Origin of the sequence: Limnohabitans sp. T6-5 (assembly GCF_003063315.1) — a bacterium.
Taxonomy (GTDB): domain Bacteria; phylum Pseudomonadota; class Gammaproteobacteria; order Burkholderiales; family Burkholderiaceae_C; genus Limnohabitans_A.
Map to the genome: position 1 here is coordinate 1 of NZ_NERV01000007.1, position 1,392 is coordinate 1,392.

Here is a 1,392-nt window from a genome sequence, read left to right on the forward strand (position 1 = left end):
CGACCACTGACAATAACTACGTGGTCAACAAGCTGGCTTTGACCGGCGCTGCGATTGCAGGCGTCACCACCACTTACGCCACAGCGGCTGATGCAGGTGCTGTGAGTTTCACGAACGTGCAAGGCGCGGTCGGCAGCAAAGACAAAGTCACGTCTGTCGCATCCATCGTCGACGCAAACAGCAGCGCCAACATCAGCACCAGCGGTAACCTCAAAGCAGGCAGCTACAACCAAACCGCTACAGTCATCAGCGGCGACGATGCCGCCAACTACAGCTTTGCGGGCATCACGACCACTGACAATAACTACGTGGTCAACAAGCTGGCTTTGACCGGCGCTGCGATTGCAGGCGTCACCACCACTTACGCCACAGCGGCTGATGCAGGTGCTGTGAGTTTCACGAACGTGCAAGGCGCGGTCGGCAGCAAAGACATAGTCACGTCTGTCGCATCCATCGTCGACGCAAACAGCAGCGCCAACATCAGCACCAGCGGTAACCTCAAAGCTGGCAGCTACAAGCAAACCGCTACCGCCATCAGCGGCGACGATGCCAGCAACTACAGCTTTGCGGGCATCACGACCACCGACAATAACTACGTGGTCAACAAGCTGGCTTTGACCGGCGCTGCGATTGCAGGCGTCACCACCACTTACGCCACTGCGGCCGATGCAGGTGCAGTGAGTTTCACGAACGTGCAAGGCGCAGTCGGCAGCAAAGACAAAGTCACGTCTGTCGCATCCATCGTCGACGCAAACAGCAGCGCCAACATCAGCACCAGCGGCAACCTCAAAGCTGGCAGCTACAAGCAAACCGCCACCGCCATCAGCGGTGACGATGCCGCCAACTACAGCTTTGCGGGCATCACGACCACCGACAATAACTACGTGGTCAACAAGCTGGCTTTGACCGGTGCAGCGATTGCTGGCGTCACCACCACTTACGCCACTGCAGCCGATGCAGGTGCTGTGAGTTTCACGAACGTGCAAGGCGCAGTCGGCAGCAAAGACAAAGTCACGTCTGTCGCATCCATCGTCGACGCAAACAGCAGCGCCAACATCAGCACCAGCGGTAACCTCAAAGCAGGCAGCTATAACCAGACTGCCACCGCCATCAGCGGCGACGATGCCGCCAACTACAGCTTTACGGGCATCACGACCACTGACAATAACTACGTGGTCAACAAGCTGGCTTTGACCGGCGCTGCGATTGCTGGCGTCACCACCACTTACGCCACTGCGGCTGATGCAGGTGCTGTGAGTTTCACTAACGTGCAAGGCGCAGTCGGCAGCAAAGACAAAGTCACGTCTGTCGCATCCATCGTCGACGCAAACAGCAGCGCCAACATCAGCACCAGCGGTAACCTCAAAGCAGGCAGCTACAACCAAACCGCTA

1 protein-coding gene is annotated in these 1,392 nt (G+C 57.8%); it reads left to right on the plus strand.

Annotated features, from left to right (window positions below; translation table 11 throughout):
* Nucleotides 1-1,392, plus strand: a 1,392-nt coding sequence (locus tag B9Z51_RS18495; RefSeq protein ID WP_158272924.1) for a hypothetical protein, incomplete at both ends; no start/stop codon positions are given.